This is a genomic window from Paraburkholderia sp. BR13444 (assembly GCF_040948755.1).
Taxonomy (GTDB): Bacteria; Pseudomonadota; Gammaproteobacteria; order Burkholderiales; family Burkholderiaceae; genus Paraburkholderia; species Paraburkholderia youngii.
The window spans coordinates 775,062-796,216 of the sequence record NZ_JBFPKM010000001.1; the positions used below are offsets into that span (position 1 = coordinate 775,062).

20 protein-coding genes are annotated in these 21,155 nt (G+C 62.6%); 8 read left to right on the forward strand and 12 right to left on the reverse strand.

Features of this window, described 5'->3' with window-relative positions; genetic code table 11:
* Window positions 1-6: 6 nt before the first annotated feature.
* From AB3X95_RS03440 to AB3X95_RS03455, 4 genes are all read left to right on the forward strand, one after another.
* The gene (locus tag AB3X95_RS03440) at window positions 7-1,245 is read left to right on the forward strand and encodes an aromatic ring-hydroxylating dioxygenase subunit alpha (RefSeq protein ID WP_176108463.1); all 1,239 of its coding nucleotides are present in this window, start codon (window positions 7-9) and stop codon (window positions 1,243-1,245) included.
* Between the two features lie 82 nt (window positions 1,246-1,327).
* A complete protein-coding gene (locus tag AB3X95_RS03445; protein ID WP_368620672.1) occupies window positions 1,328-2,311 on the forward strand; it encodes a 2Fe-2S iron-sulfur cluster-binding protein in 984 nt (327 codons plus the stop codon).
* Window positions 2,312-2,365: 54 nt separating this feature from the next.
* Window positions 2,366-3,148 carry a crotonase/enoyl-CoA hydratase family protein gene (locus AB3X95_RS03450; protein ID WP_176369318.1) on the forward strand — a complete coding sequence of 261 codons (783 nt, stop codon included), beginning with the start codon at window positions 2,366-2,368 and terminating at the stop codon, window positions 3,146-3,148.
* A gap of 7 nt (window positions 3,149-3,155) precedes the next feature.
* Window positions 3,156-4,481 carry a 3-hydroxyacyl-CoA dehydrogenase NAD-binding domain-containing protein gene (locus tag AB3X95_RS03455; RefSeq protein ID WP_368620673.1) on the forward strand — a complete coding sequence of 442 codons (1,326 nt, stop codon included), beginning with the start codon at window positions 3,156-3,158 and terminating at the stop codon, window positions 4,479-4,481.
* A gap of 269 nt (window positions 4,482-4,750) precedes the next feature.
* Here the strand turns inward: AB3X95_RS03455 and AB3X95_RS03460 are convergent, their stop codons facing one another.
* The 5 genes from AB3X95_RS03460 to AB3X95_RS03480 form a co-directional block, all read right to left on the reverse strand.
* The gene (locus AB3X95_RS03460; protein WP_368620674.1) at window positions 4,751-5,911 is read right to left on the reverse strand and encodes a porin; all 1,161 of its coding nucleotides are present in this window, start codon (window positions 5,909-5,911) and stop codon (window positions 4,751-4,753) included.
* Between the two features lie 510 nt (window positions 5,912-6,421).
* Window positions 6,422-7,144 (reverse strand): GntR family transcriptional regulator, encoded by a 723-nt coding sequence (locus AB3X95_RS03465; protein ID WP_176369315.1) that lies wholly within the window; start codon window positions 7,142-7,144, stop codon window positions 6,422-6,424.
* Window positions 7,145-7,299: 155 nt separating this feature from the next.
* Window positions 7,300-8,685, reverse strand: coding sequence for a spinster family MFS transporter (locus AB3X95_RS03470; RefSeq protein ID WP_368620675.1), 1,386 nt, complete (start codon window positions 8,683-8,685; stop codon window positions 7,300-7,302).
* A 373-nt stretch (window positions 8,686-9,058) separates the two neighbouring features.
* On the reverse strand, window positions 9,059-9,733 hold the full coding sequence (locus tag AB3X95_RS03475) for a response regulator (protein ID WP_368620775.1): 675 nt from the start codon (window positions 9,731-9,733) through the stop codon (window positions 9,059-9,061).
* A gap of 497 nt (window positions 9,734-10,230) precedes the next feature.
* Window positions 10,231-10,950 (reverse strand): response regulator, encoded by a 720-nt coding sequence (locus AB3X95_RS03480; RefSeq protein ID WP_368620676.1) that lies wholly within the window; start codon window positions 10,948-10,950, stop codon window positions 10,231-10,233.
* 466 nt (window positions 10,951-11,416) lie between these two features.
* Between AB3X95_RS03480 and AB3X95_RS03485 the strand changes: the two genes are divergently transcribed.
* The 3 genes from AB3X95_RS03485 (at window position 11,417) to AB3X95_RS03495 (ending at window position 13,113) form a co-directional block, all read left to right on the forward strand.
* Window positions 11,417-12,103, forward strand: a complete 687-nt coding sequence (locus AB3X95_RS03485) for an NnrU family protein (protein ID WP_184227125.1) — start codon at window positions 11,417-11,419, stop codon at window positions 12,101-12,103.
* 153 nt (window positions 12,104-12,256) lie between these two features.
* Complete coding sequence (locus AB3X95_RS03490; RefSeq protein WP_368620677.1) at window positions 12,257-12,601, forward strand: SDR family oxidoreductase; 345 nt, start codon at window positions 12,257-12,259, stop codon at window positions 12,599-12,601.
* A 47-nt stretch (window positions 12,602-12,648) separates the two neighbouring features.
* Window positions 12,649-13,113: a RidA family protein gene (locus tag AB3X95_RS03495; protein ID WP_368620678.1), complete on the forward strand. Its 465-nt coding sequence runs from the start codon at window positions 12,649-12,651 to the stop codon at window positions 13,111-13,113.
* A gap of 65 nt (window positions 13,114-13,178) precedes the next feature.
* On the opposite strand, the gene AB3X95_RS03500 is transcribed toward AB3X95_RS03495, so the two are convergent.
* The 6 genes from AB3X95_RS03500 to AB3X95_RS03525 all read right to left on the reverse strand — a co-directional run bounded on the left by AB3X95_RS03500 (window position 13,179) and on the right by AB3X95_RS03525 (window position 19,091).
* Window positions 13,179-13,367 (reverse strand): copper chaperone, encoded by a 189-nt coding sequence (locus AB3X95_RS03500; RefSeq protein ID WP_217709927.1) that lies wholly within the window; start codon window positions 13,365-13,367, stop codon window positions 13,179-13,181.
* 187 nt (window positions 13,368-13,554) lie between these two features.
* On the reverse strand, window positions 13,555-14,859 hold the full coding sequence (locus AB3X95_RS03505) for an HlyD family efflux transporter periplasmic adaptor subunit (RefSeq protein ID WP_368620679.1): 1,305 nt from the start codon (window positions 14,857-14,859) through the stop codon (window positions 13,555-13,557).
* A 33-nt stretch (window positions 14,860-14,892) separates the two neighbouring features.
* Complete coding sequence (locus AB3X95_RS03510) at window positions 14,893-16,413, reverse strand: efflux transporter outer membrane subunit (protein ID WP_368620680.1); 1,521 nt, start codon at window positions 16,411-16,413, stop codon at window positions 14,893-14,895.
* Between the two features lie 54 nt (window positions 16,414-16,467).
* Window positions 16,468-16,905: a MarR family winged helix-turn-helix transcriptional regulator gene (locus AB3X95_RS03515; protein ID WP_176369334.1), complete on the reverse strand. Its 438-nt coding sequence runs from the start codon at window positions 16,903-16,905 to the stop codon at window positions 16,468-16,470.
* Window positions 16,906-17,011: 106 nt separating this feature from the next.
* Window positions 17,012-18,574 (reverse strand): DHA2 family efflux MFS transporter permease subunit, encoded by a 1,563-nt coding sequence (locus AB3X95_RS03520; RefSeq protein ID WP_368620681.1) that lies wholly within the window; start codon window positions 18,572-18,574, stop codon window positions 17,012-17,014.
* Between the two features lie 79 nt (window positions 18,575-18,653).
* Entirely contained in the window at window positions 18,654-19,091 is a 438-nt protein-coding gene (locus AB3X95_RS03525; RefSeq protein WP_368620682.1) for a MarR family winged helix-turn-helix transcriptional regulator, read from the reverse strand.
* 297 nt (window positions 19,092-19,388) lie between these two features.
* Here AB3X95_RS03525 and AB3X95_RS03530 point away from each other — a divergent pair, with 297 nt between their 5' ends.
* Window positions 19,389-20,099: an SDR family NAD(P)-dependent oxidoreductase gene (locus AB3X95_RS03530; RefSeq protein WP_368620683.1), complete on the forward strand. Its 711-nt coding sequence runs from the start codon at window positions 19,389-19,391 to the stop codon at window positions 20,097-20,099.
* Window positions 20,100-20,130: 31 nt separating this feature from the next.
* Here the strand turns inward: AB3X95_RS03530 and AB3X95_RS03535 are convergent, their stop codons facing one another.
* Window positions 20,131-21,084 (reverse strand): LysR family transcriptional regulator, encoded by a 954-nt coding sequence (locus tag AB3X95_RS03535; RefSeq protein ID WP_176126037.1) that lies wholly within the window; start codon window positions 21,082-21,084, stop codon window positions 20,131-20,133.
* Window positions 21,085-21,155: the final 71 nt, after the last annotated feature.

Here is a 21,155-nt window from a genome sequence, read left to right on the forward strand (position 1 = left end):
GAGATCATGGCAATGACTCGTGAGGACAATGAGCTGCTGACGCGCGTCGAGAACGGCGCGCCGATGGGCGACATGATCCGCCAGCACTACTGGATTCCGGCCGTGCCGTCGGCGAAGCTCGAAGCCGACGGCGCACCGGTGCTGGTGCGCTTGCTCGGCACGAACTACGTGGCGTTCCGCGCGACTGACGGCCACGTCGGCGTGGTGGACGAACTGTGCCCGCATCGCCGCACGTCGCTGATGATGGCACGCAACGAGGACAACGGCCTGCGCTGCATCTTCCACGGCTGGAAGATCGATGCGACCGGTGCCGTCGTCGAAGCGCCGAACCAGGTCGGGGATCAGGCGCAGTTCTGCAAGCGCGTGAAGACCGGCCAGTACCGGGTTCAAGAGCGAGGCGGCCTCGTGTGGGTGTGGCTCGGCAAGGGCGACACGTCACCGGTGTTCCCCGAGCTGCCGTTCATGGATCTGCCGCCCGAACACCGCTCGGTGACGAGCGTCGAAGTGCCGACCAACTGGGTGCAGGCCGTCGAAGCCTCGATGGATTCGTCGCACGTCGGCGTACTGCACGAATCGACCACGCAGATCACCGCGGGCGGCGGAAACGAACGCATGCTCATGTCGAAGGCGCTCGCGCCGCGCTTCGAGTTCGAAGATCGTCCGTATGGTTATCGCTATGCCGCGCTGCGCGACATGCCTGACGAGAAGGTCTACGCACGCGTGAACAACTTCGTGATGCCGTGGTACGGCATCATCTGCCCGCCTGATGCGAAAGGCCCGACCACGGTGTTTTTCTCGACCCCGGTGGACGACGTGACGCACCGTGCCTGGTTCGTGCAGTACAACCCGCACCGCCCGCTCGGCATGACGATCATGTCGGCCACGCCGGACGTCTGGAATTTCCCGCCACTGCCGCCGGGCACGCGCGAGGAATCGTTCGGCCAGAACCGCGACCTCATGAAGCGCGGCCACGCGACGGGCTTCTACCAGCACCTCGGCACGGAAGACTTCGCGATGTTCCTCGGCCAGGGCGCGATCTACGACCGCACCCAGGAACAGCTGTGCTCGGCCGACGGCGCCGTGCTGCGCGTGCGCGCATTGCTGCTGAAGGCTGCGCGCGAGTTCATGGCCGGCAAGACGCCGACCCTCGCCGAGAGCCCGGAACTCGATTACTCGAAGGCCGTCTCGGTCGGCGGCGTGATTCAGGCCGGCGCCGATTGGCGCTCGCTTGCGGATTCGAAGTAGCACCGCGAAATAAAACCCTGCAGTAAAACCGCGCGGCGTTCCCGCGCGGTGAGACCGATGCAATATCCACGGAAAGACCACCATGCTCGCGCCTACTCTCAAACTGCGTGTCGCGTCAGTCAGCGCGCCGACCTCGCTGATCAAGTCCCTCACGCTCGAAGCTGAGGACGATGCGCTGCTGCCCGGCTACGAGCCGGGCGCACACATTCAGGTTGAGATCCCTGCGGCCGATGGCGGCGTCGCGCAATGGCGCTCGTATTCGCTGATCAACACTGATCCGCAAGTCGATACGCGCGCGGGTGTGCGTGCCTACCGCCTCGGCGTCCGGCGCGAGGACGAAGGCCGCGGCGGTTCGCGCTTCATGCACACGCTGCAGGCGGGCGCCACACTCACGGTGCGCGCACCCGTCAACCACTTCCCGCTCGCCGCACCGCCCTCGGTCATCCTGATCGCGGGCGGCATCGGCATCACGCCGATGGCGGCTATGGCGGCGGAACTGAGCAGGCAGAACCGCGACTACTCGCTGCACTTCTCGGGCCGCACGCGCGATGCGCTGCCGTTCGTCGAAGAACTGCGTGCCGTCGCGGGCAAGCGCCTCGTGCTGCACGCCGACGACGACAACGCGACGCGCCTGTCGATCGACGCGCTGCTCGACGGCGCCGAGGTCAACCAGCCGATCTACGTGTGCGGGCCGTCCGGCATGATCGACGCGGTGCTCGCGGCGGCACGCCAGCGCGGTTGGCACGAGTGCGACCTGCATTACGAACTGTTCAGCGAAGTTGCACCGCAGGACGGCGACAGGACGTTTGAAATCGAACTCAAGTCCTCGGGCAAGGTGCTGACCGTGCCCGCCGACAAGTCGGTGCTCGACACCCTGCTCGATAACGGCGTCGACGTCATGTACGACTGCCGTGCCGGTTACTGCGGTCTGTGCTCGACCCCTGTGGCGAGCGGCGACATCGAGCATCGCGACACCTACCTCTCCGATACGGACAAGGCGGGGGGGAAAGTCATGCAGGTGTGCGTGTCGCGCTGCAAGAGCGAACGCCTCGTGCTCGACCTATGACCTGTCGCCCGGTCATCCTGAACATCACCAGACAAACATCCAACGGAGCGCCGCATGAGCGAAACCCAGGTTACCTATGAACTCGACGGCGCCGTTGCGCTGATCGGGCTGAATCGTCCCGAGAAGCGCAACGCGATCAACGAGGAAGTGATTGCGCAACTGCGTGATGCCGTCAACCGCGCCGGCGACGAAGCCATGTGCGGCGTGATCTACGGCCATGGCGGCAACTTCTCCGCTGGTCTCGACCTGCGCGAGGCGCTGTCGCGCGCCACCGGCCAGACCGTCCCGCCGAAGAAGCGCCGCCGTCATTCGTGGCACGAAGTGTTCGACCTGATCGCGCGCGGCCCTATTCCGTTCGTCGCGGCGCTGCACGGCGCCGTGGTCGGCGGCGGTCTCGAACTCGCGACGGCGGCACACGTGCGCGTCGGCGACAACTCATGCTTCTTCGGGCTTCCCGAAGGCCAGCGCGGCATTTTCGTGGGCGGCGGCGGCACGGTGCGCATCCAGCGTGTGGTCGGCTATACCGTCATGGCCGACATGATGCTGACGGGGCGTCTGCTGACCGCCGAGGAAGGCCAGCGCGAGCACATCATCACCTATCTGACGCCGATCGGCGGCGCACTCGACAAAGCCAGGGAAATCGCCGCAAAAATCGCGCAGAACGTGCCCGACACCAACTGGCGCATCACCAACCTGCTGCCGCGCGTGAACGATCTCTCGCATGAGGACGGCCTGTTCCTCGAGTACATGAGCTCGAACATGATGCGTTCTCCCGAAACCGCCGCACGTCTGCAGAGTTTCGTGGACGGAAACGCCAAACTCGTCAAGCCGGAGTAAAGCAACGATGAATGCACCCGCAGAACTCACGCCGCTGGAAGCTGCGGCACTGGCCCATGTGAAGGCCGCCGAAAAGCTCGCTGCGCAAATCCCGGTTGCCGCCGGTGTCAAGCCGCGCGAGATCGGGCGCGCAGCCGTGATCGGCGCGGGCACAATGGGCGGCGGTATCGCCATGGCGCTCGTGGCGGCCGGCATCCCGGTCACGCTGATCGACGCGAACGACGAAGGTCTGCAGCGCGGCCTCGCACGCATCAGCGACAACTATAACCAGAGCATCAAGCGCGGCAAGCTGGACGACGCCACGCGCGATGCCCGGCTCGCGCTGATCACGGGCTCGACCGCGATCGCCGACGTCAAGGACGCGGACATCGTCATCGAGGCGGTGTTCGAAGATCTCGGCCTCAAGCAAGGCATCTTCCGCGAACTCGATCGCCACGCGAAGACTGGCGCGATCCTCGCCACCAACACGTCGGGCCTCGACATCAACGAGATCGCGGCTGTCACGACGCGCGCGCAGGACGTGGTGGGCGCGCACTTCTTCAGCCCGGCGCACGTGATGCGTCTGCTCGAGGTCGTGCGCGCCGACAACACCTCCGACGAGGCGGTCGTCACGCTGATGGAACTCGGCCGCCGCATGGGCAAGGTGGCGGTGTACTCGCTCGTGTACCCCGGTTTCATCGGCAATGCGCTGTTCCGCAACTACAATCGCGAAGCCCACTTCCTCGTCGAAGACGGCGCGCTGCCGCACGAAGTCGATGCCGCGCTCAAGGATTTTGGCTATGCGATGGGTATTTTCGCGGTGCACGACATGGCCGGCAACGATGTCGGTTACCAGACGCGCAAGGCACAGATGGCCACGCGTCCGAACGATCGCCGCTGGAACGACCTGATCATGAAACTGGTCGAGATGGGCCGCCTCGGGCAGAAGAACGGCAAGGGCTGGTACCGCTATGAAGCGGGCGACCGCACGCCGCATCGCGACCCGGAGATCGAGCAGTACATCGTCGAGGAATCGGCACGCCTGGGTATCACGCGCCGTTCGATCCCGAAGGAAGAGATCATCAAGCGCTGCATGTACGGCATGATCAACGAAGGCGCGAAGCTGCTTGAACAGGGTATCGCGCTGCGCGCGAGCGATATCGACGTCGTGTACGTCACAGGCTACGGCTTCCCAGCCAAGCTCGGCGGCCCGATGTACTACGCCGACCAGATCGGCCTCGCCAATGTCTATCAGGACATCAAGCGCCTGTACGAAGAGTACGGCTACTGGTGGAGGCCTGCGCCGCTGCTCGAAAAGCTCGCGGCCGGCAACGGCAGGTTTGCCGATCTCTGATCTCCGCCATCAAGCATGCTGCCCTTCACGCGGCAGCATGGCTCGAATAGAAAGGCCAGACCTCATGTGAATGAGTATCTGGCCTTCTTTCTTGACGAAGCACAACCCAGGTGTTGCGTTGTTGGCGCGAAAGCTCTCGCACATGCACAACGAGGCAACCGGGCGTGATCCGGTCTGCAGGCCGTGCAAACGCCACGCATAAGCGTGGCGTCCGAGGCATGGCATGCCGGGAAACCCCATGCATACCTGTACGGCTTATTCCCGACCGGTCAGAACAGATGACGAATACCGACTTGCACGGCGAGCTGGTTGGCGGTGCTCGAACGCCCGTTCCCAAAGATTGCATTCGTACCGACGCTGGCGCCGTATGACATCGGCGTCGAGATCAGGAAGTTGTCAGCAAATTGGCGACCAGCAAATGCATGCTGCAGGGTGCCAAAGGCATACACGTCCGTACGCTTGGACAGGCGATAGTCGGCACCGAAGCTATACAGATTGAATTTGCCGAGCCGACGCTGATCCATATAGGTAAAACCAGCACCGAATGTCATAAACGGCGAAGCCTCATAGGTTAGGCCTGCTTCATAGCCGCTTGACACAACGGTGCCAAGCGTCCGGCTATTCGCACTCGTGTACGTGTAGACACCGTTCAAGGCGAAACGATCACCGAGACGCACTTGACCAGCCAACGCTGCCGTGTAAATCGCATCGGCCTGTAGGGCGTATTGCGCCATCGTACCTGCGCCCGGTCCACCAGTTGCACCGACGGCACCGCCTTGCGTGCGGGTAAAGCTTGCGGCCAACGAGTACGGCGCCTTCAACGAACCGGTCGGGCTGTACTTCAGGCCAGCACTGAATACGCTTGCGGCACCGTTGAACGTTCCGCCGAGACGTCCCGGCGTATTGCTGAAACCATACATCACGCCAGCACCGAAGCCATGCCAGATCGGCGTTTCATAGCGCACCATGTTGCTGACCGGCTCACCCGCCAGGCGGTCGACGTCATACGAACCGTGGAACGCATACGACGGGGCGAACTGGGCAACGTTCGTGTAGTACGAAATGTAATCGTAGATGAAGTCGTAGTCGTAACCGGCAATCAGGGTACCGAACCTGTCGCTCGTCAGACCGACAAAAGCGCGGCGGCCGAACAGCGCGCCGCCGTGACTCGCCGTACCGGTATTCAGCGAGAAACCGTTCTCGAGCGTGAAGATTGCCTTCAGACCGCCGCCCAGGTCTTCGACGCCACGCAGACCCCAGCGCGACGCCTGATTGATGCCGTCGTCGAGCTTGAACTGCGAGCTGCCTTTTACGTTGTTCACGTAGGTCAGGCCGTTGTCGATAATGCCGTACAGCGTGACGCTGCTTTGTGCATGCACACCTACCGAAGCCAGCGCTGCAATCGCCCCTGCCAATAGTTTCTTCCTCATGTCCACGTCTCCACCTATCTCATTTTTTCAGATCAAACGAAATTTGCTGGTCACTTCGCACCGGAGCCCGAACCATCCCGGTTCCGGTGACCAAACCCCGCCCGCTACACTCGCCATCGGCTTTAATATTCCACTGACCGATTCGTGGAATACTAATTTCGATTTTGATGCATACCTGTCGCAGCGCGCAAGAATACAATTAGGATATCGACCTATCGTTTTCCCTCACCGGTCCTGCGAGCAGGCTACGCAGCGCGCAAAGGCTTGCCAGATTGGGCGTTGGAGGGGATGGCGGAATGAAGGTGGGAACTGCAGAATGGGAAGCCGTAAATCGCGGGGTGCAGCGATGTATGCGTACAACAGAGTGTAGGTATACCTATTGCGTCTGGCCGTCAGTTCAGTTTGGCAACGAAAAGAAATGCCCCCAGGGAGCTCAGCTCAAAAAACCAGGGGGCAACGAACGGCAGGGGAGCGGGACTCGACCATCCCGAAAGACGCCAATACGGCGCATCAACGATCGTCGTAAGGCGGTTCCGTTGAGGAAGAACCACCGTCACGCCCAGGCGTGGGCGCACTCGCGAAGTATTCTTCCGGCAAAGTGGCGAGGAACTCCGAAAAGCCCGGCGAGTGCTCGGCCATGGCGGCTTCGGCGGCGGCTTCGTCGCCGGAAAGCAACGCCTGAGCGAGCTTCTTGTGATCGGCGATGGCCTTCTCGCGGCGGCTCGGCGCGAGGAATGGCTTGGGCCGGTAACGCGAGATCAGGCGGCGGATGGAACGAATCTGATCAGCCAGATAATCGTTGTGGCAGGCGTTGCAGAGCACTTCGTGGAATGCCACATTGGCGCGGGCGAAACCGCGCGGATCGTTTTCCTGCAAGGCGGCGACGCCTTCGTCGATCGCCTTTTGGAGCGCCGCTCGCTGTTGGTCGTTCATTCGCCGCGCGGCGAGGCGGGCCGACACCACCTCAAGCTCGCTGAGCAGTTCAAGCACGTCACGCAGTTGCGGCACCGACATCTTGCTCACGAATACGCCCTGCCGCGGCACGATCTGTACATACCGCTGCGCGGCGAGCTGCTGAAGCGCCTCGCGGATCGGCGTGCGCGAGACATTGAAGCGCGTCGCCAGTGCTCGCTCGTCCAACGTTGCGCCCGGGACCAGCTCACCTCGCTCGATTTCCGCTTCGAGAAGGGCCTTGATTTCAACCGACCGGCTTATTTTTGGGATCTGGCTCATCGAACGAGAATGACTGAATAAAAGGTTTAGCAGAAAACATGAATTCCTATGATACCGCAGAGGTATACCAGATATGCGTTTCCCGACTAGCGATAATGGGAAACGGCGCCGTATTTGCATACGGCGCCGTCGGGACAATGCTCGCCAAACAGGTCTTACGAATTCTTCAGATGACGCGTCGCACGGAGGTAATGGAAGGCCGACCAGATCAGCACCACACTCGCCGTCAGCATCGCGTAGCGCACACCATTGGCCGAGGCGTCGTGACATGCCGATGCAAATGGAGCCTGCAACACGGCCGCGGCACCATGCGGCCCTTTCGGCACGGTACACACCGCGTGGAAATCACCTTGGGTGAACAGGTGCGATGCGAAACGATCACTGAGAAAACCCACCGTCGGCGTACCGAGGCCCTGACCGATCAGGTTCATCAGCAGGAACACAATGGCCGACGCGGTAGCACGCATGCGCGGCTCGACGATGCTCTGCACCACCGCGAAGGTCGGGCCGTTCCACACGTTCAGCAGGATCGTGCCCATGAACAGCAGCGCGACGCTCAGCTGCCACTGATCTGCGATGAAGGCTAGTGCCAGCAGCGGGAAACCAAGTCCAGTACCCAGCGCCGGGATTCGCGCATACCAGCGGCGATCGTTGACGCCGACCCGGTCCGCACACACGCCGCCGAGCGTAGTGCCGATGATGCCGCCGACGCCGAGCACCAGACCGAAAATCACGCCGGCCTGGGCAAAGCTCATGCTGTAGACGCGGATGAAATACATCGGGATGAACAGGTTGATACCGTACTGGCCAAACGCACCGATCACCGTGCCGAGCAGCATCTGCACGAAGGCGCGGCTCGAGGTCAGCCGCTTGAACACCACGCTCAGAGGCGGAGCACTGGCGCTGGTGCCTGCTGCGACACCATCGGCGCCGCCGCGCTTGGGCTCACGCAGTGTCAGCCATGCCAGCAGGCCAAACACGAGCCCCGGCAGGCCCACCACAAAGAACACTGGACGCCAGCCCAGATGCTCCACGAGCCAGCCGCCTCCGAACGCGCCGGCCAGCACGCCGATCGGCGGTCCCAGCGCATAGACGGCGAGCGCGCTCGCCCGGCGGCGCGGACCGAACTCGTCGGCGATCAGCGAGTGCGAGGTCGGCGTGCTGCCGGCTTCGCCGATACCCACGCCAAGGCGATACAGCATCAGTTGCCAGAAGCTGCCTGCCGTGCCGCAAAGCGCGGTCATCGCCGACCAGGCGACGATCGAGACCGAGATCAGCACGACACGGTTGAATTTGTCAGCCAAACGCGCAATCGGCAGACCAAGCACCGAATAGAAAATCGAAAACGCGAGGCCGCCGAGCAGCCCGACCTGATAATCACTGAGGCCCATGTCCAACTTCACGGCCTGACCAACAACCGCGACGATGATGCGATCGACGAAGCTCGACGCATAGATCAGCACCAGGATCAGCAAAAACCATCCGCGATACCAGCTGCTGCTCGATCTCGTGCCCACATTCTGGGCGGTCAGTTCTTCCATATTGCGCGTCTCCACTCATTCGGGGCTCGGGCGGCCAAGCAAGTCAACTCACCCTACCTCGTATCAAAATCTTCTTGTATGCCACGATGCGGATCGTGGAATTTCAAATCGATTTTGATGCATAACTGGTGGTGGCGCAATCGGAACATGACCTTGAAGCGTCATCGTTTTCACCTAGCCCAACTTGCGAACGCGTTGCCTTTGGGCAGCCATCACAATGGACCACGCGCTACAGATTGTTTGCTGGTATGGAGCGCCCTCACCGGCAGCAGTCGCGCAGTCGAACATCGGGAGCGTCGCCAGGGAAGCCGGCACCCGGGCCACGCTCACGCTGATTCAGGCCTGAGGCCAAAAACTCACGCGTCGGGCTCTGCTACGAATTGGCCGGCTCCGCGGACGGCACCAAGCCGCTTTCCATTCCATAACGCACCAGGTCCGCGTCTCGCTCGATACTCAGTTTGAGCATTGCCGAGCTCTTTTGCGTACTGATCGTTTTTTTACTGCGACGCAAAAGCTCGCCAATTTCCGTCACAGTCATCCCGGAAACAAACAGGCGTACGACCTCCAGTTCACATCGCGTCAATGGGGCTCCGGCCGTGTTGCCGCGCGCACCCGGGTTGATCGTGTCTGAGATCGCCGCCACGCGCGGCGACAGATAGCGACCATTCGCGTAGGCGGCATGTACCGCGATCGTCAGGCTACTGATCGGATCAGCCTTGCTGAAAATACAGCAGTGGCCTCCCTGCATCAGCAGCCGCACAACCGCCGGATTTTCCATCATGCTCAGCACAACCACCCGCACGTTCGGAGAGTGCTGGCGAATGGCAGCGAAAAGCGCCAGTCCGTCGCCATAACGTCCGCCGGGCATCACGTAGTCCGAGACAACCACGTCGCAAGGCGAGTTGGTCAGCGCGGCCATCAGTTCGGTCGAATTTTTCGCCGTGCCAACAACCGAGATCGTGCTGCTTCTTTCGAGTTCGTATCGCACGCCTTCGAGAATCACTGGATGATCGTCTGCGAGTATTACGCGAATTCTTGATGTGGTCATAGTCGACTTCAGTCGCAATGTAATTTGAGGCGTTAGAGACGCCATTAAAAGTGAGGGGCGGAATTCAAGTTGCATTTCCACGCTTCTCGTGTCGTGTCCTATTGACAATGAACGGGCAAGACTTTATCTACGCCGCATCGGATCAGTAATAGGCTTAGTCTTATAAATGAGAAATATCAGAAAATAGGACAGGCGTACGTTCCCGGTCTTGAGCAGTCTGCGTGCGGTCGCGACCATGTTCCCGCGCAGTGACGGTGACTCAATCCAGATGTTTCGTGCAATGCGTAGTTTTTCGTCCCGATGGCGCATGTAACGCGTGACGACGGACGCGCCTATGCCACTTCGAGAGCCAGGATCGCGGACCTGCACTTGCCACGTATGCGTTCTTCAGTGCGACTATCCGGTCAACGACGGAATGCAAATCCGCAAGAATGCAAGCATCCCGTCACGGCTTTACCTTCTCAATGTTATTTGCAAGGGCGAATCGCTTACTGCATTTATTCTGTGGAGGAAGAACCGTCCGGCATCTTCTGCGATGAAGTCACCAGTCCATTTTCCATCGCATACCGAAAGAGATCGACTTCGCGTTCAATGCCGAGTTTTTCCATCGCCTTCGATTTCTGTGTGCTGATGGTTTTCTTGCTGCGACTCAATTTCTCGGCAATCTCGTTCACAGTCAGCCCGGATGCAAAAAGACGCACAACTTCGGACTCGCGCTGACTCAGCACGTCCGATGAGCCCCTGCCCCGACGGTTCCAGTCGATCGACTGGACGATCTGATTGATCGTTGGCGAATAGTATTTGCCGCCGCTATGGACGGCATGAACGGCGGGGATAAGGTGGGCGCCAGCATCGGATTTGCTGACGATGCACGTTACACCTTGTGTAACGAGCGCACGTATCACCGCCGGGTTGTCGAGCATGGTTAGAACGACGATCTTGATCTCGGGATAGCGACGTTTGATGAGAGAGAACAGCGCGATTCCGTCACCGTAGTCGCCCGCAGGCATTGCGTAATCGGATACGAGAACGTCGCACTGTGTGCTCGTTAGAAGCGCGATCAGCTCAGTCGAATTCCTCGCTGTCCCTACCAGCTGGATTGTCTTCACCTCTGCGAGCTCATGCGAAATACCGCTGAGCATGACGGGGTGGTCATCGGCAAGGACGACCCGAATGGCGAACGCATCCATATTGTCAATATCGTCGAGATAGGACATTTGTATGATAGTCAGCGGCGGGATGTTTGCTCTGCGGGTTTACCTTCACGTTTTGCGATCGTTGGTTTCTTCGCAGCCAGACACCTGAGGCGCTTAATTTATTGCGTGGAAGGTCGCCGCAGTCCATCCTCGTCATCGTTCACTCCCGTATTCGAGTCTAAATCTCCAGGGAGCGCGCTTCCCGGCGCCTCAACCAGCGACCTGCCGCGGTCGCCAGGCAGCGCTTGCTGAACATGATCTCTCTGCCTTGCAAAGTTGGCTTCGGCGATCGTTCGATCACCTACTCTCTTTAGCGAGGGGCCGCCCTCGTCCCGTCGACGGACCGTGTAAAGGCTTGTGACCCGCGCCGGATGCCCGCGCGCGGCAATCGAACTCGCGAAACGCCCGCCGCGCTCATTGCGGCACACGAAGTAGTATTCTCCAGTGCACACGTTCGACCGATCATCTGACTCGAGGAGCCGAGCCCATGGAAAGCACACTTGTCGTGGCGGCATTCGCTTTTGTCGGTAGCCACTTTCTCCTGTCCCATCCGCTGCGGGCCGGTATGGTCCGGGCAATCGGCGAACGGGCCGCCATGGGCGTCTATTCGCTGATCGCGATACTGACGTTCGGCTGGATGGTCATGGCTTACGACCGGACGCCCGTCTCCGAGCCGCTATGGCCGGCAGGCAACGTGCTGTGGGCGATTGTGACCGTGGTCATGCTGATCGCATCGATCCTTCTGATGGGCTCGCTGATCCGCAACCCGGCGTTGCCCACCGTTGGCCGCCCTGCCGCTCTTCCCGACGCGGCGCACGGCGTGTACGCGGTGACACGTCACCCGATGATGTGGTCGTTCGCGCTTTGGGGGCTGTGCCATATCGCCGTGCTCCCGGTCACCCGGAACATCGTGCTTGCCGGGGCGATCATCATTCTCGCGCTGGTCGGTGCCGCGTTGCAGGACCGCAAGAAGCGGCGTCTGCAACCGGATCTGTGGCCCGCATGGGAGTCGCAAACGAGCTATCTGCCGTTCGCGGCGATCGCCGCCGGCCGCGCGCGGCTGGGCGGGTTCGGCATGCACGCGCTGATTGGCGGCGTGGTGTTCTGGCTCGTGGCGACCTGGGCGCATATCCCGCTCTCCGGCTGGCCCGCGGGCATCTGGCGCTGGCTCTAGCCGGCCGATTCCACGAGATTTGTTCTCCTGGCGCAAGACTCTTTGTCCACGGTGTGGGTTCGAATTCGCGGCGGATGAGCCTACAGTGCGCTGCATCGGGTCCATCGATTCGAACGGCCAGCAGGCCGAATCAATCACACTGTGAGACAAACCATGAGCACTTCCAGGGCCGTCATCGTCACCGGCGCCTCGCAAGGCGTCGTCGCTGAAACCGTCAAAGCTTTCCGCGCGCAGGGTCATCGCGTCGTCGCCACGGCTCGTTCCATCGCACCGGCCGTCGAGGCCGACGCCGGTATCCGCGCCAACGCGGTGTCGCCCGGCATCGTCAAGTCGCCGATGCATCCCGCCGAATCGCTCGCGATGCTCGCCGGGATGCATCCGGTCGGGCGCATGGGCGAGATGAGCGACGTCGTCAACGCGATCCTCTATCACGACTCGGCACCGTTCGTGACCGGCGAAATCCTGCATGTGGACGGCGGCCAGAGCGCAGGCCAGTAAATGGTCCAGCGCCGCCCATGCTCGCCACCACACTCAAGGAGCCCATCATGTCAGTCCAGCAGAAACTCGCCGAACTCGGTCTCGAACTGCCTACCCCGCCGCAACCGCTGGGCAGCTATACGGCTGTCAGCGAAGCCGGCAACCTGCTCTTCATCTCCGGGCAGGTGCCGCTGTCCGCCGGCAAAATGATCTACACGGGCCGCGTCGGCGAGACCCTGACGCTCGAACAGGGCCGCAAGGCGGCCCAACTCGCCGCTCTCAACGCGCTCGCGCAGATATCGCAGCATCTCGGCGGCTTCGAGCGCCTGCATCACATCGTTCGCGTTGAGGGGCACGTCAGTTCCGCCGATGGCTTCTACGATCAGCCCGCCGTGGTCGACGGAGCTTCGGATCTATTCGCCGCCGTGCTGGGTGACAAGGCGGGACATGCGCGCTCGGCGTTCTCGCATAGCCAGGGGCCCGCCAACGCCGCTGTCGTGGTCGTCGTCATTGCTGAGATCCTGCCCGCCTGACCGACGCGTGCGACGCGCGACGCATGCGCTGCCCGCCGACCACATCCGCGCGAGCGTCGTTCATGTCACCACTCCTTGATGGCCACGTCGTAGTCCTCGTCGTAAAACGCGACCAGAAACTCTTCGGGCATCAGCCACGAGTCGACGCTCACGCTTTGCGTGCCGACGTCGACCGCGACTTTCGCGTCGGGGTCCACCGACTTCATTGCATGCTCGATCATCGAAACATCGTCTGCGCGGATTTCGGTTTTCATCGAGAACTTCACGTTTCCCCTCCTCAGTCAGCAACGTTGGATACCGAACGGGACGATGCCCGTCCAGACATGGCGTGTCATCAACCAGCCGCTGACCTCGCACCGATCGCACCGTCGAATGACGATGCCGATACTAGCGCCGCCTGCCGTTTCCTGCTCTGTCGCGGCAAGCTCGCCCTGAATCGGATCAACCCGCGTTCGCCTTGCGCTGATGCGTCGCCACACGCTGCAATTGCGGTTGAGGTTGCGCCGCCATCGCGCGCGAGACCATTTCGTTTTGCTTGATGATCTTGTCGATCTCGGCGTCGGCCTGCGCATCGTACTGCGCGAAAACATCGGTGCTGTAGCGCGTGTTCCGCGCCGCGCCGAGCTGCGAACCGGATTCGTCGCGCGTGTCGGCATCGACCGTCATCGACAGGCCGATACGCAGCGGATGCGCGGCCAGCTCGGCCGGGTCGAGCGCGATGCGCACCGGCAGCCGCTGCACGATCTTGATCCAGTTGCCGGTGGCGTTCTGCGCCGGCAGCGTCGCGAACGCGCTGCCCGTGCCGGCTGAGAAGCCCTCGATACGCCCGTGATACCTCGCGCCTCTGCCGTAGACGTCCGAGCTCAGCGTGACCTGCTGGCCTACCCGCATGTGCTTGAGCTGCACTTCCTTGAAGTTCGCGTCGACCCACACGCCGTCGAGCGGCACGATCGCCATCAGCGGCGTGCCCGGCGCGACGCGCTGGCCGACCTGAACCCGGCGTTGCGCGACGTAGCCGGTCACCGGCGCCGGCAAGGTATCGCGCGCATAGGCGAGCCACGCGGTTCGCACTTTCGCGGCGGCGGCCTGCACGTCCGGATGCTGCTCGACCGTCGTGCGGTCGGTCAGCGCGTGATTGGCTTCGCCCTGCTGGCGCGCGGCGTCGAGCGCGGCCTGCGCGACGCTGACGGCATCGCGGGCGTGCGCGATGTCTTCGGCGGACACGGCGCCCGTATCGGCGACGGCCTGGCGGCGGTGCAGGTCGTCGCGGGCGCGGCTCAGATCGGCTTGGCGCTGCGCGACGTTCGCCGCGTAGAAGTCATTGTTGACATACAGGCCGGAGACGCGCCGCACGGTCTGGCCGAGTTGCGCTTCGGCATCGGCGAGCGCGAGTTTTGCATCGGCCGGATCGAGCGTGACGACGGGGTCGCCTTGCTTCACGATTTGCGTGTCGTCGGTGTTGACGGCGATCACCGTGCCGGTAACCTGCGGCGTCAGTTGCACGAGATTGCCGCTGACGTACGCGTCGTCGGTCTCTTCGTGATAGCGGCCCTCGGTGAAGTAGTACGCGCCGTACGCGGCGCTCCCGAGCAACACCGCGGCTCCGAGCAGCGCGATCAGGCGCTTGCGGCGTGCGGGCGGCGTGGCCTTGTTGTCGCCTTCGGGCGTGGCGGGCGCTTGCGCGCCGCGCTTGTGTTCGTCTTCCTGATCCGCCAGTTCGCGGTCGGTCGTGATCGAATCGCTCATTGCAGTTCTCCTGATAGGTTTCCGACGCGCCGTTCAACGCGCGGCGACCGCGGATTTGACTTGACTGGCGGGTGCGGCAGCGACATCCGCGTGATGATCGGTTTGTGCCGACGTATCGACATAGCCGCCGCCCAACGCCGACGCGAGCTCGATCTGCTGGTCGCGACGGTTCATCTTCAGATTGGCGATCGCCTCGTCGGCGTTCAGCGCGGTGACGTCGGCATTGAGCACGGTCAGCTGGTTGGTCAGGCCGACCTTGTATTGCGTGGTCGCGAGGCGATCGGCATCGCTCGCGGCCTGCTGCGCGGCCAGCGCATCGCCGAGCTGCGCGTCGCTCGAGCGGATCTGCGCGATTTGCGTGGCCACGCCGCTCAGCGCGCCGATCAGCGTCTGGTTATAGGTCGCCACCGCATAGTCGAACTCGGCGTAGCGGCCCTTCAACTGCGCGCGCAGCTCGCCCGCATCGAAGATCGGCAAGTGGATCGCCGGGCCCACCGACGCGGTGCGGCTCGCGGCGCTCAGGAAGCGGCCGAAGCCGAACGCGTCGAGACCGATCGCAGCGCTCAGGTTGATGTCGGGATAGAACTCGGCCTTCGCTTCCTTCACTTCGTGCGTGATCGCGTCGACGCGCCAGCGCGCCGCGACGATGTCGGGCCGCCGGCTCAGCAGATCGGCCGGCAGGTTGTCAGGCAGACGCACGTCGTCGCCGACGCCGAGCGTCGGCCGCGTGATCGCGAGTCCGCGGTCGGGACCCTTGCCAAGCAGCGCCGCCAGTTGATAGCGAGTGCTCAGGATGCTGCCGTCGAGCGCGCTGACGCGGGCACGGCTCGTCGACAGATTCGCGTCGGCGGTCTTGCGCTCCACTTCGGTATCGAGTCCGTTTGCGATGCGGCCGGCGGTGATGCGCTCGATCTGCTCGCGTCGCGCGACTTCCTGCTGCGCGATGTCGCGCAATGCGTAGAGCCGCGCCAGCTCGTTGTAAGTACGGGCAATCGAGGTGTCGAGCGTGAGCCGGACGACTTCCGCGTCGGCCTCGCTCGCGGACGCCTCCGAGACAGCCGCGCGCAGCGCCTCGCGGTTCTTGCCCCAGAGGTCGAGATCGTAGGAAGCGGTGAGCAGCCCCTTGTTCTCGGTCTGCCAGGAGCCGGCGTACGGCGGCGGAATCAACGCGGTACTGCTGAATTGCTGGCGCGTCAGCGTGTAGGACGCGTCGACGCGCGGCAACGTGCCCGCCTTCGCCGTTTCGCTATAGGCTTGCGCCTGCGCGACTCGGGCGCGCGCCTGCTCGAGCGTCGGGCTGCCTTGCAGCGCCTCGGCGATCAAAGCCTTTAGTTGCGCGTCGCCGAACTGGTCGACCCAGTCGGCGGATGGCCAGTGCCCCTGCTCTTGCGGGAGGCTCCGCGACGTTTCCAGCTGTTGGAGTTGTTCGATCTGCTTGTCGCTGTGGATGCCCGCATAGTTTGCACAGGCTGCCAGCACTGCGAAAGAGATCACCGAAACACCGAGCTTCAGCGTACGGGCGACGGTGTTTGCCCTAGAAGTCTGCGCATTCATTTTCTGACAAATCAGATTAATGGGTGAAAAAAACGCGGCCCGCGGCCGCGCCGCTCAATCGCCTGTGAACTTGCGAAGCAGGCGATCCAGCTCGGCAAACTCAGCCTTCGTGAATTTGCGCAAGCGCGCGTTCAACACATGCGGTGCGACTTCCGGAATCCGCGCGGCGGTTTTCTGCCCTTCCGCGGTCAACGTCAGATTGACCACGCGGCGATCTTGCGGGTCGCGCGAACGTTCCAGCAGCCCTTTCGATTCCAGCTTGTCGAGCATCCGCGTCATCAGGCCGGTGTCGATTCCGAGCAGCTTCGACAGCTCGAAAGGCGTAGTTGCCACCCCCTGCTTCAGCGAAAGCAGGATGCCCATCTGCTGCCCGTTGATGTCGAGGTCCTTGAGCGCCGCGTCCATTTCCGCGACGACGACGTTGCGGGCCTTGACGAGCCTGAAGCCGATACTCTCTGTAAGCATGAAGTTCTTCGTCGTGTAGTGGTCCATCGCGGCGTCCTCCTTGTTGATTTTCACAATATCTGCACTATCAGATAATGTCAAGAAGAGGACTGTGTGTTTCATTTTCCGTCCGAACCGGGTTGCCCAATCGGAATCAATGTCCGCCGGCGGCTGCCGCGCCCGCGGCACCACCTTTGGTCGGCTTCGTCACCCAGATCAGCGGGATGATGACCACAAAGATCACCGCCGAGATCCAGAAGATGTCGTTCAGGCCCAGCATCGTCGCCTGCGCGTTCAGCGAGGCTTCGTAAAACGCCGTGGCCTTGGGAATGCCCGCGTCCAGCGCCGCCTGCAGGTGCGCGATCGCGCCGGAAAAACCAGGGTCCTCCACGCTGCTTTGCTCGGCAAGTCGCGCATGGTGCAGGATCGTACGGTCGCTCCATGCGTTGCTCAGCAGCGACGTGCCCACGGCTCCCGCAAAAATGCGCACGAAGTTGGACAGACCCGCCGCCGCCGGAATCTCCTCAGGCTTCAGACCCGACAGGATGATCGCGGTCAGCGGCGTGAAGAACAGCGCGGTCGGAATGCCTTGCAGCAAAGTGGGCAGCACGAGCGTCCACGCGTCGATGCCGGTCGTGTAGCTGGAACGCATGAAGAACACCCCGGCGAATCCGACGAACGCAAGCGTGGCGAGCACCCGCATGTCCGAGCGCGGCATGATCTTGCCCATCACCGGCGCGAGGATCACGGCAAAGATGCCGAGCGGCGCGGTCACGAGCCCGGCGTCGACGGCCCGGTAGCCGAGGAAGCCCTGAATCCACTGCGGCAGGATCACGAGGTTGGCGAAGAAGATCGCGTAGGCAACCGAAATAGCGATCGTGCCGCCGAGGAAGTTACGTCTGGCGAAAAGCCGCAGGTTGACGATCGGCTTTTCCTCGGTCAACTCCCAGATCAGGAAGAACAGGAAGCTGACCGCGGCGGCGATCATCAGCGCCCAGATCACCGGCGAGCTGAACCAGTCGAGGTCGCGGCCCTTGTCGAGCATGATCTGCAGCGGTGCGACCCATGCGATCAGCGAGATCAGGCCGACCTTGTCGATCGGGAGTTTGCGGGCCGGCGTCTCGCGATCGCGGTAGATCGCCCAGATCGCGCCCGCGGCAAACAGGCCGACCGGCACGTTGATGTAGAAGATCCACGACCAGCTGTAGCTGTCGGTGATCCAGCCGCCGAGCGCCGGACCCGCGATCGGCCCGACCGTCGCGGTCATCGCCCACAACGCCAGCGCGTTCGAACTTCTTTCCTTCGGAAACGACGCGAGCAGCATGGCCTGCGACAACGGCACCAGCGGCCCCGCCACCGCACCCTGCACGACGCGGGCGACGAGCAGTACCAGCAGGTTCGGAGCGAGTCCGCACGCCGCCGATGACAGCACGAACAGCAGGATCGCCCAGACAAACAGCTTGACCTGGCCGATGCGCTGCGTGAGCCACCCCGTCAACGGAATCGACACCGCGTTGGCCGCGGCAAACAGCGTAATGACCCATGTGCCTTCGTCGATCGACACGCCGAGGTTGCCCGACAGCGTCGGAATCGCGACGTTGGCGATCGACGAATCGAGCACGTTCATGAAGGTGGCGAGCGCTACGGCAAACGTGCCGAGTGCGAACTTGGCGCCAGTCAGCTGGGCCGGCGCGCCCGGGTTGGTCGGTGGATTCATGTCCTCGTCTCGGTTCGGAGCGCCCTTCAGTGCCGGGCGATTATCTGCATTGTCAGATAAGTGGTTAAAAAAAGCCGCCTTAGCGGTCGAGCAGTCTTGAAAGAAGCAGGCTCAACGCGTCGAAGTCCGACTTCGAGAAATGCGAAAGCCGCTCGCTCCATGCTCGCTGGACAACCCGTGTGTGGCGCGCGGCGATGGCCCGCCCTTTCTGCGTCAATGAAACATTGACGAGTCGACGATCCCTGCCGTTGCGGGCGCGCTCGATCAATCCGCTGTCTTCGAGCCTGTCCAGCACGCGGGTCATCCGGGTCGGGTGGACGCCAGCCAATTTCGACAGGGCGGCCGGTGTTTTCGCGCTCCCGCGCGCCAGCGTGAGCAGAACGCCGCGCTGCTGCAGATTGAGTCCTGCATCCGCGAGCCCTGCCCTGAGTTCGCTTGCAATCAGCTGACGCGCCTGACCCAGCACGGACGCCAGCTTCTGCGTCCGCTCGAAGTCTTCGTTGATCGAATCGTCCATCGATCGCCTCTTCGATATCTGACTTCAATATATTTGACTGTACAGATTTGTGCAAGCGCTCTTCCTCGCCGTATGCGCTACGCGGTGCAAAACTGAATTGATCTACCGGCGACAATCGCGACCGGCACCGACAGGACCACTGCCGACACGTGTCATCACTCACCGCTTGTTCCTGCGGCTCACAACTGTTTGTCCGCGCCCTGTGTGCAAAAGCGCAGCACGACTGCATAAATTAGTAGCCATCGGAGCCAACAGTCCGATCACAGATTGCTGATCCAACCAACTTCGAGGTTCACTATGAGTCAGTCTCCCAAAGTCATCGTGGTCACCGGTGCATCGCAAGGCATCGGCGCCGAAACTGTCAAGGCATTTCTCAACCTTGGCCATAACGTGGTCGCGACATCGCGCAGCATCAAGCCGTCCGACGATCCCAACCTCGTCACGGTAGCTGGTGACATCGCCGATCCGGCCACCGCCCGACGCGTGATCGACACAGCGGTGGCACGTTTCGGTCGTGTCGATACGCTCGTGAACAATGCGGGCATTTTCGTGGCCAAGCCGTTCACGCAGTACACGGCCGAAGATTACGCGACGATCACCGGCATCAATCTCGCGGGCTTCTTCCACATCACGCAGTTGGCGATCGCCGAGATGGAGAAGCATGAGCGCGGCCATGTGCTCAGCATCACGACGACCCTCGTCGATCGCGCGATCGACGGTGTGCCGTCCGTGCTGGCCTCGCTGACCAAGGGCGGCCTCGCCGCCGCGACCCGCTCGCTCGCGATCGAGTATGCGAAGCGCGGCATTCGCGCCAATGCAGTTTCGCCCGGCATCATCAAGTCACCGATGCATGCGCCCGAAACCCATGCGGCGCTCGGCGCATTGCATCCGGTGGGTCATATGGGCGAGATGAGCGACATCGTGAATGCGATCCTCTACCTCGACTCGGCGCCGTTCGTGACCGGCGAGATCCTGCATGTGGACGGCGGCCAGAGCGCGGGCCACTGAGCGGGCCATGCGATGAAGACGCGCGCGCCGCTCAGTGCGCGCGCGTGCGTGGCGCGGGCACCGGGGGTGTCGTGGGCGTGGCCAACTGCTCGATCAGAAATTCGACGAAAACCCGCACGCGCGAAGTCAGATAGCGCGCGTGCGGATAAAGCAGGATGAATGGCCGCGTACGCCCGCCCGCTTCGCGCAGCACTTCCACGAGCCGACCTTCGCGCAGGTCGTCGGCCACGACGAAGCGATAAGTCTGAAAGAGACCCGCGCCGGCACGCGCGAGCGTCACGCCGGCGAGCGCATCGCCCGAGGTTCCATAGCTTCCCCGGGTCAGCACGTCGCCATTTTCAGCGGAGCCCTCGAAGGTCCACGCGAGATGACGCCCGCTGCTCGGCATTTCGAACTGGATGCACTCGTGGGTCTGCAGGTCCTCGACGGTGTTCGGCACCCCCGCGCGTTTCAGGTAGGCGGGGCTCGCCACCACGACCATTTCCGCATCTTCGAGCTTGCGCGCGACGAGGTTTGAATCGGCCGGTGCGCGTCCACGTATCGCCAGATCGAAACCTTCGTCCGCGAAGTCGATGTTGCGGTTGCTCAGGTGCGTCTCGACCTGGACTTGCGGATAGCGCTCGCGAAACGCCGGCAGCAGCGGCAACACGCGATAGTGCCCATACGGCGTCGGCATGCTGATGCGCAGCACGCCTGCCGGTGTGGTCTGCTCGCCCGTCACTTCGCGCTCGGCGTCCATCAGTTGCGACAACGCCTGACGGCACTGCTCGAAGTAGCGCCGCCCCGCGTCGGTCAGACGGATCTGGCGCGTCGTGCGCACGAACAGGCGCACGCCGAGCCGTTCCTCGAGCCGCGCCACCGAGCGGCTCACCGCCGCCGGCGTGACACTCGCGGCGTTGGCCGCGAGCGTAAAGCTTCCGAGCTCCGCCGCGAAACAGAAGAGTTCGATGCTGCCCAGCAGCAGATCGTCGAATTTGCGTTGCATGCCTGTCTCCCTTTGTTTTTTTGTTTCGAGGATGCGTGCCGATGTTTTCGATCGATGCGAGGCATGAAAAT

Excerpts from the sequence above, each read along its gene's own strand:
- AB3X95_RS03520 (WP_368620681.1), bottom strand. The coding sequence starts at position 18,574 with ATGAATCCACCGACCAACCCGGGCGCGCCGGCCCAGCTGACTGGCGCC.
- AB3X95_RS03450 (WP_176369318.1), top strand. The coding sequence starts at position 2,366 with ATGAGCGAAACCCAGGTTACCTATGAACTCGACGGCGCCGTTGCGCTG.
- AB3X95_RS03515 (WP_176369334.1), bottom strand. The coding sequence starts at position 16,905 with ATGGACCACTACACGACGAAGAACTTCATGCTTACAGAGAGTATCGGC.
- AB3X95_RS03505 (WP_368620679.1), bottom strand. The coding sequence starts at position 14,859 with ATGAGCGATTCGATCACGACCGACCGCGAACTGGCGGATCAGGAAGAC.
- AB3X95_RS03470 (WP_368620675.1), bottom strand. The coding sequence starts at position 8,685 with ATGGAAGAACTGACCGCCCAGAATGTGGGCACGAGATCGAGCAGCAGC.
- AB3X95_RS03490 (WP_368620677.1), top strand. The coding sequence starts at position 12,257 with ATGAGCACTTCCAGGGCCGTCATCGTCACCGGCGCCTCGCAAGGCGTC.
- AB3X95_RS03530 (WP_368620683.1), top strand. The coding sequence starts at position 19,389 with ATGAGTCAGTCTCCCAAAGTCATCGTGGTCACCGGTGCATCGCAAGGC.
- AB3X95_RS03500 (WP_217709927.1), bottom strand. The coding sequence starts at position 13,367 with ATGAAAACCGAAATCCGCGCAGACGATGTTTCGATGATCGAGCATGCA.
- AB3X95_RS03445 (WP_368620672.1), top strand. The coding sequence starts at position 1,328 with ATGCTCGCGCCTACTCTCAAACTGCGTGTCGCGTCAGTCAGCGCGCCG.
- AB3X95_RS03535 (WP_176126037.1), bottom strand. The coding sequence starts at position 21,084 with ATGCAACGCAAATTCGACGATCTGCTGCTGGGCAGCATCGAACTCTTC.
- AB3X95_RS03465 (WP_176369315.1), bottom strand. The coding sequence starts at position 7,144 with ATGAGCCAGATCCCAAAAATAAGCCGGTCGGTTGAAATCAAGGCCCTT.
- AB3X95_RS03525 (WP_368620682.1), bottom strand. The coding sequence starts at position 19,091 with ATGGACGATTCGATCAACGAAGACTTCGAGCGGACGCAGAAGCTGGCG.
- AB3X95_RS03495 (WP_368620678.1), top strand. The coding sequence starts at position 12,649 with ATGTCAGTCCAGCAGAAACTCGCCGAACTCGGTCTCGAACTGCCTACC.
- AB3X95_RS03455 (WP_368620673.1), top strand. The coding sequence starts at position 3,156 with ATGAATGCACCCGCAGAACTCACGCCGCTGGAAGCTGCGGCACTGGCC.
- AB3X95_RS03440 (WP_176108463.1), top strand. The coding sequence starts at position 7 with ATGGCAATGACTCGTGAGGACAATGAGCTGCTGACGCGCGTCGAGAAC.
- AB3X95_RS03485 (WP_184227125.1), top strand. The coding sequence starts at position 11,417 with ATGGAAAGCACACTTGTCGTGGCGGCATTCGCTTTTGTCGGTAGCCAC.
- AB3X95_RS03475 (WP_368620775.1), bottom strand. The coding sequence starts at position 9,733 with ATGACCACATCAAGAATTCGCGTAATACTCGCAGACGATCATCCAGTG.
- AB3X95_RS03510 (WP_368620680.1), bottom strand. The coding sequence starts at position 16,413 with ATGAATGCGCAGACTTCTAGGGCAAACACCGTCGCCCGTACGCTGAAG.
- AB3X95_RS03480 (WP_368620676.1), bottom strand. The coding sequence starts at position 10,950 with ATGTCCTATCTCGACGATATTGACAATATGGATGCGTTCGCCATTCGG.
- AB3X95_RS03460 (WP_368620674.1), bottom strand. The coding sequence starts at position 5,911 with ATGAGGAAGAAACTATTGGCAGGGGCGATTGCAGCGCTGGCTTCGGTA.